The organism is Gemmatimonadota bacterium (assembly GCA_016209965.1).
Taxonomy (GTDB): Bacteria; Gemmatimonadota; Gemmatimonadetes; order Longimicrobiales; family RSA9; genus JACQVE01.
Window position 1 is genome coordinate 1 of sequence record JACQVE010000182.1, and the last position, 5,773, is coordinate 5,773.

Genomic DNA, 5,773 nt, shown 5'->3' on the forward strand with positions numbered 1-5,773 from the left:
GCCGAGAACCGCGCCCGGGAACTCGCCGTTCAGCCCGGCAACATCGTCACGCCTACGCACCTCGCCTCGGTGGCCCAGGAGCTGGCACGCGAGCAGGGCATGAAGGCGACGGTCCTTGATCGCGCCGCCATGCGCCGCGAGGGAATGCACGCCCTGCTCGGGGTGGCGCAGGGGAGCGAGGAGGAGCCGCGCTTCATCGCGCTGGAATATCATGGCGGCGGCGAACGCGCCCCGCTCGCGCTGGTAGGCAAGGGAGTGACCTTCGATTCCGGTGGCCTCTCGATCAAGCCGGCAGAGCGCATGGAGGAAATGAAGTACGACATGTCCGGGGCCGCGGCGGTGCTGGGGGCTTTGCAGGCAGTCGCCCAGCTCAAGCTGCCGGTCAACGTGGTGGGGCTGATCCCGGCCACCGAGAATCTGCCTTCCGGCAAAGCGCTCAAGCCGGGCGACGTCATCCGCAGCCACCTGGGTAGGACCATCGAAGTCATCAACACGGACGCCGAGGGGCGGCTGATCCTGGCCGACGCGCTTTCCTACGCCCGCCGCTACCAGCCGGCCGCGATGCTGGATGCCGCCACGCTGACCGGAGCTTGCGTGGTCGCGCTGGGCCACCACGCCATCGGGCTGATGGGCAACAATGGCGAGCTGGTCGAAGAGATTCGAGAGGCCGGCCAGCGCGTAGGGCAACGGTGCTGGCCGCTGCCGCTGTGGGACGAGTACCGGGAGCAGTTAGACAGCACGGTGGCGGATCTCAAGAACACCGGCGGCCGGGTCGCGGCCACGATCACGGCAGGATGGTTCCTCAAAGAGTTTGCCGGGGAGACGCCCTGGGCTCACCTGGACATTGCAGGGACGGCATGGCGCGACGAGGCGCTTCCCTACCTGCGCAAGGGCCCGACTGGCGTGCCGACGCGGCTGTTCATCGAGTGGGTGCGCGGCCGCTCCGGGGCCTGACCCGCCGCCATGCCGGGCCCGCGCCCCGGCTCCGGCCGGGGCCATTTCTTGTCGGCGCGCTGCTGCTCCTCGCCGCGGCCAGTGCGGCCGCGCAGCAGCCGCCAGTGCGCCGCCCACGTCCCCCGCCACCCGACACCGTAGCGCCGCGCCCGGATACGCTGCCCCCGCGCCCGGACACGGCGGCCGCGCCGCTGCCGGACACGCTGCCGCCGCCGGTTGATACTGCCGCCGCCGCGACGCCGCCCGACACGCTGCTGCCGCCGCCCGCGGAGCTGCAGCGCTTCCCGGAGCCCGTCATGGCGGGCTGGGGCGATGCGGTATGGGAGTGGGACCGCGCGGCGCTGCTGCGCGAGGCGACTTTCTCCCTGAACGACCTGCTCGAACGCATTCCCGGCGTCATTCCGGTGCGGTCCGGCTACCTGGGTCAGCCGGAATCTGCCAGCGCGTTCGGCACCACGGGCGGCCGCCTCGAGGTCGTTCTGGACGGCTACACGCTGGACCCGCTCCAGGCGGCCGTGCTGGACCTGGCGCGCCTCGAGCTGGTGCAGCTCCGTCGGGTGCGCGTCGAGAGGAGAATGGATCTGCTGCGCCTCGAGCTGGAGAGCCTGGCCCCCTCGGACGCCCGGAGCTACACGCTCATTGAAGCCGCCACGGGTCAGCCCAGCGCGGATCTGTTGCGCGGCCTGTTCCTCGCGCCCCGCCTGCTGGGCGGCCCCTTCGCCGCGGCGCTCGAGCGGCTGGACAGTGATGGCGGGAGGCGTCGCGAGCCCGCCACGGCCTTCGCCGGCTGGCTGAAATGGGGACTGATCGGCAAGCGCCATGGCGTGCAGCTCGAACTCAGGCGCACCTCGATCGAGCGCCTCGAGGCGGGCGCTATGCGGGTGGACGGGCGCCGCCAGGACTGGGTGGTGCGAGCCCGGACGAGTGCCCTGGCCGGTCTGCTCGCGGAAGTGTACGCCGGCCGCTCCTCACTCGATGACCAGCCCAGGGACAGCACGCCCATCGAGGCCGCCAGCACGCAACTGGGCCTGCGCGCGCGCTACGACGCCCGCAGCTTCTGGGGCCGGGCGACGTTGCGCGGCCGCAGTCACCGGGGCCTGCCGCGCCTCGAGCTCGAGCTTGCGGCCGGGGGCGCGCTGCCTGGCCGCCTCGCCCTGCTGGGCACTCTCCATTGGGCGGACTGGCAGGAGGGCGAGGGCGCCGCGACTGGCCGCCTCGCCGCCAGCGCCGGGCCGTTCCGCGGCCTGCGGCTGCTGGGTGAAATCGCGGGCGGGGATCGGGGGGTGCCCTTCCTCCGCGCGGCCGGGACGCCGCCCGCCGACACGACTCCGGGAGAGATGCGCGCGCCCGTGCTCACAGACCGCTCCGGCGTCCGGCTGGGCGCCGAGTTCGAGCGAGGCCGGCTGCGGCTGGGCGTTGCCGCCCTGCAGCTCGAGGCCGACTCTGTGCCCACCTTCCGACTCGCCTTTGACCGGGCCGGCCGTCTCTTTCCCGCCGGTGACGTCCGGGGCTTCGAGCTCCACGCCCGGCTGCCGGCGCCCTGGCGCCCGCTCTCGCTCGAGGCGTGGTATACCGTCTGGACCGAGGGTCCGCTCTCCCTCTACATGCCGGCCGAGGCGTGGCGCGCCAGCCTCGTCTATCACGACCTGCCTCTGGCCGGCGGCAACCTGGAAGTGCTGGCCCGGCTCGAGAGCCGCGGCCGCGGCGAAATGCGCGTGCCCAGCGCAGGCGCTGGACGGGACGTCGTCCCCGACTTCGCCACGCTCGACTTCTACCTGCAGATCCGGGTGCTGGACGTGCGCGTGTTCCTACGCTGGGACAACATCACGAGTCGCCGCGACCTGCAGGATCTGCCCGGGCGGACGTTCCCTGGTCAGCGGGCGTTCTACGGCGTGAAATGGGAATTCTACAATTGAGGCGCCGCTGGCCGGCGGCGTTTGACCCACCCCCAGCGCTTTCGTACTTTACGCGCGACCGGGAGGCTCGATGATCCGGAGTATGACCGGGTACGGCGCAGCGGATCGCGAGACGGCTGCAGGGCGCCTGCAGGTCGAGCTGAAGACGGTCAATCACCGGTATTTCAGCGCGAACCTCCGCCTGCCCGCGCCCCTCGAGCGCTCGGAGCCCGAGATCCGGGAGCGGCTGCGCGCGTCTCTGCCACGGGGGCACGTCAGTTGCTCGCTGCGGCTCACCACGCCGGACTCCGCGGGCGAGTCGGCACCGCCCCTGCGGCTCGATGAAGCGCGGGCCCGGCAGTACCTGCAGGTGCTGCGCGCGCTCAAGGAGCGCCTCGCGCTGCCGGGCGAAATCGACCTGACGCTGCTGGCACGGTTCGGCGACCTGATCTTGCCCGCAGGAGAGGAAGAGGCGCCGCAAATCGCGCAGGAGGAGCTGCACCAGGCGCTGGACGCCGCGCTGCACCAGGTGCTGGCCATGCGGGTAGAAGAGGGGCGGCGGCTGCACCAGGACCTCGAGCAGCGGCTCCAGGCGGTGGAGCGGGCGCTGGACAGGATAGGCGAATGCGCCCCCGCGCGGCTGCTGGCCGAGCGCGACCGCCTGCGCCGTGCCCTGACCGAGTTGGCAGGGGACCCGGCGGTCGACGAGGATCGGTTGGCCCGCGAAGTGGCCTTGCTCGCCGAGCGCTGGGACATCAGCGAGGAAGTGGTGCGACTCCGCTCGCACATCGCGCTGTTCCGCGAGCTGCTCGAAGCCGATGGTGCGGAGCCGGTCGGCAAACGATTGGGGTTCCTCAGCCAGGAGATGCACCGCGAGACCAACACGATCGGCTCGAAGGCCAACGATGCCGCCATCGAGCACCAGGTCGTAGCCATCAAGAACGAGATCGAGCGGCTGCGCGAACAGGTCGAGAACGTCGAGTGAAGCTGCGCAGGCAGGCCTTCCCGCTGGTGATCTCGGCGCCCAGCGGCGCGGGGAAGACCACGCTGGCGCGGGCACTGGTCGAGCGCCAGCCCGGAGTCGTGTTCTCGATCTCGGCCACCACCCGGCCTGCGCGGCCGCACGAGCGCGAAGCGCGCGATTACGCGTTCGTGGATGACGCCGAATTCGATCGCATGGTCGCGGCCGGCGAGCTCGCGGAATGGGCCGTGGTGCACGGCCGTCGCTACGGCACGCCGCGCGCAGAGATCGAGAAGGCGCTGGCCCGCGGCGAGATCGTGGTCCTGGACATCGACGTGCAGGGTGCGCGCCAGATCCGAGCGGCCTTCCCCGAGGCGCTCCTGGTCTTCGTCTTGCCCCCCTCCGTCCAGGAGCTGGACCGCCGGCTCGCCTGCCGGGGGAGTGAAGCCGAGGAGGAGCGGCGGCGCCGCCTGGTCAACGCCAGGATCGAGCTGGCTGCGGCGAGTGAATTCGATTACCTGGTCGTGAACGAGGAGCTGGAAACGGCCGTCCAGACGCTGGAGGCGGTGCTGCTGGCGGAGCGGCACCGGGCGGCCCGGTCAACCAACCTGGCCGCGGAGATCCGAGAGATGGATCGGGAGCTGGCCAGGATCCTGGAAAGGAGCGCTTGAGATGCAGGTTTTCACCCCTTCTGAGCTGGCCAACCGCTCGGGGAGCAAGTACCTGGGCGTGCTCGTGGCGGCACGCTACGCCCGCGAGCTGAATGCCCTGCCGCGTGACGCCGTGCCCACGTCCCTCGAAAAGAAGCTGACCACCCGCGCGCTCGAAGCACTGGTGTCCGGCGACGTCGAGTTCCGACTCATCAAGCGGCGGCGAAAGGGGTTGTAGGCCCTTGGCCGGCGGGCCAGACCCCGATCCCGCCGCGCCCGGCTCTGCCCCCACGAGCCCGGCAGAACGGGCGGGCAGCGGGCTGCTCCCGCGCCGGCCGTGGCAGGGACGCCGTGTCGTGCTCGGCGTCTCCGGCGGCATTGCCGCCTACAAGTCCGCTCAGCTCGCCCGGGAGCTTACCCAGCTCGGCGCGCTGGTCGACGTCGTGCTCACCCGCGCCGCGGCCAGCTTCATTGGCCCACTCACCTTCGAGGCATTGACCGGCCGGCCGGTGGCAGGCGACATCCTGGCCGCTGGCCACGCCCTCGAGCATATCCGGCTGGCACGCGAGGCAGACGTGGTCTGCGTTGCGCCCGCGACCGCCGATTTCCTCGCCCGCGCCGCGGCCGGCCGGGCTGATGACATGTTGACCGCCGTGCTGCTGGCGACCCGGGCACCCGTCCTGCTCTGCCCTGCCATGAACGACCGTATGTTCGAACACGCGCAGACGCAGAGCAATCTGCGCCACCTTGGCCAAGCGCTGGCCTACCAGATGTGCGGCCCGGCCAGTGGACCCCTGGCCTACGGCGAAGGCGCGGGGCCGGGGCGGATGGAGGAGCCGGCGGTGATCCGGGAGCACGTGGGCCGGGCGCTGGAAGGCCAGACGGCGTTCCGCGGGCGCCGGGTCGTGGTGACTGCGGGACCGACCCGCGAGCCCGTGGACCCTGTGCGCTTCCTCTCCAACCGCTCCTCCGGCAGAATGGGGTTCGCTCTCGCCGCCGCAGCCTGGCGCCGGGGCGCCGATGTCCACCTGATCAGCGGGCCGACCGCCCTCGAGCCGCCAGTGGGGCCGGCACTGAGGCGCGTCGAGACGGCGGCCGAGATGGAGGCAGCGGTCCGCCAGGTGCTGCCTGCCGCCCATGTGCTCCTCATGGCCGCTGCCATCGCCGATTTCCGCCCCGCCCGCGCCGCACAGCAGAAGCTCAAGAAGGAGGTCGCGCCTGCGCTGCTCGAGCTGGAGCGCACCGCGGACGTGCTCCGCGTCACGCAGGAGGCTCGTGCTCCCGGAATGGTGGCAGTGGGCTTCGCACTGGAA

6 protein-coding genes are annotated in these 5,773 nt (G+C 71.7%); all 6 read left to right on the plus strand.

Annotation, left to right across the window (positions count from 1 at the left end; genetic code table 11):
• On the plus strand, positions 1-954 hold a 954-nt coding region (locus tag HY703_07410), incomplete at its 5' end, for a leucyl aminopeptidase (GenBank protein ID MBI4545003.1).
• Positions 927-2,870: a hypothetical protein gene (locus HY703_07415; GenBank protein ID MBI4545004.1), complete on the plus strand. Its 1,944-nt coding sequence runs from the start codon at positions 927-929 to the stop codon at positions 2,868-2,870. The genes HY703_07410 and HY703_07415, both read left to right, overlap by 28 nt.
• 70 nt (positions 2,871-2,940) lie before the next feature.
• Complete coding sequence (locus tag HY703_07420) at positions 2,941-3,834, plus strand: YicC family protein (protein MBI4545005.1); 894 nt, start codon at positions 2,941-2,943, stop codon at positions 3,832-3,834.
• Between the two features lie 23 nt (positions 3,835-3,857).
• A complete protein-coding gene (gmk, locus tag HY703_07425) occupies positions 3,858-4,481 on the plus strand; it encodes a guanylate kinase (GenBank protein MBI4545006.1) in 624 nt (207 codons plus the stop codon).
• A 1-nt stretch (position 4,482) separates the two neighbouring features.
• Positions 4,483-4,698 (plus strand): DNA-directed RNA polymerase subunit omega, encoded by a 216-nt coding sequence (rpoZ, locus tag HY703_07430; protein ID MBI4545007.1) that lies wholly within the window; start codon positions 4,483-4,485, stop codon positions 4,696-4,698.
• A 4-nt stretch (positions 4,699-4,702) separates the two neighbouring features.
• The coding region (gene coaBC / locus HY703_07435) for a bifunctional phosphopantothenoylcysteine decarboxylase/phosphopantothenate--cysteine ligase CoaBC (GenBank protein ID MBI4545008.1) at positions 4,703-5,773 on the plus strand (1,071 nt) is incomplete at its 3' end.

Bases quoted from the DNA above. Each gene is read 5' to 3' on its own strand.
- HY703_07420 (MBI4545005.1), top strand. From the start codon at position 2,941: ATGATCCGGAGTATGACCGGGTACGGCGCAGCGGATCGCGAGACGGCT.
- rpoZ (MBI4545007.1), top strand. From the start codon at position 4,483: ATGCAGGTTTTCACCCCTTCTGAGCTGGCCAACCGCTCGGGGAGCAAG.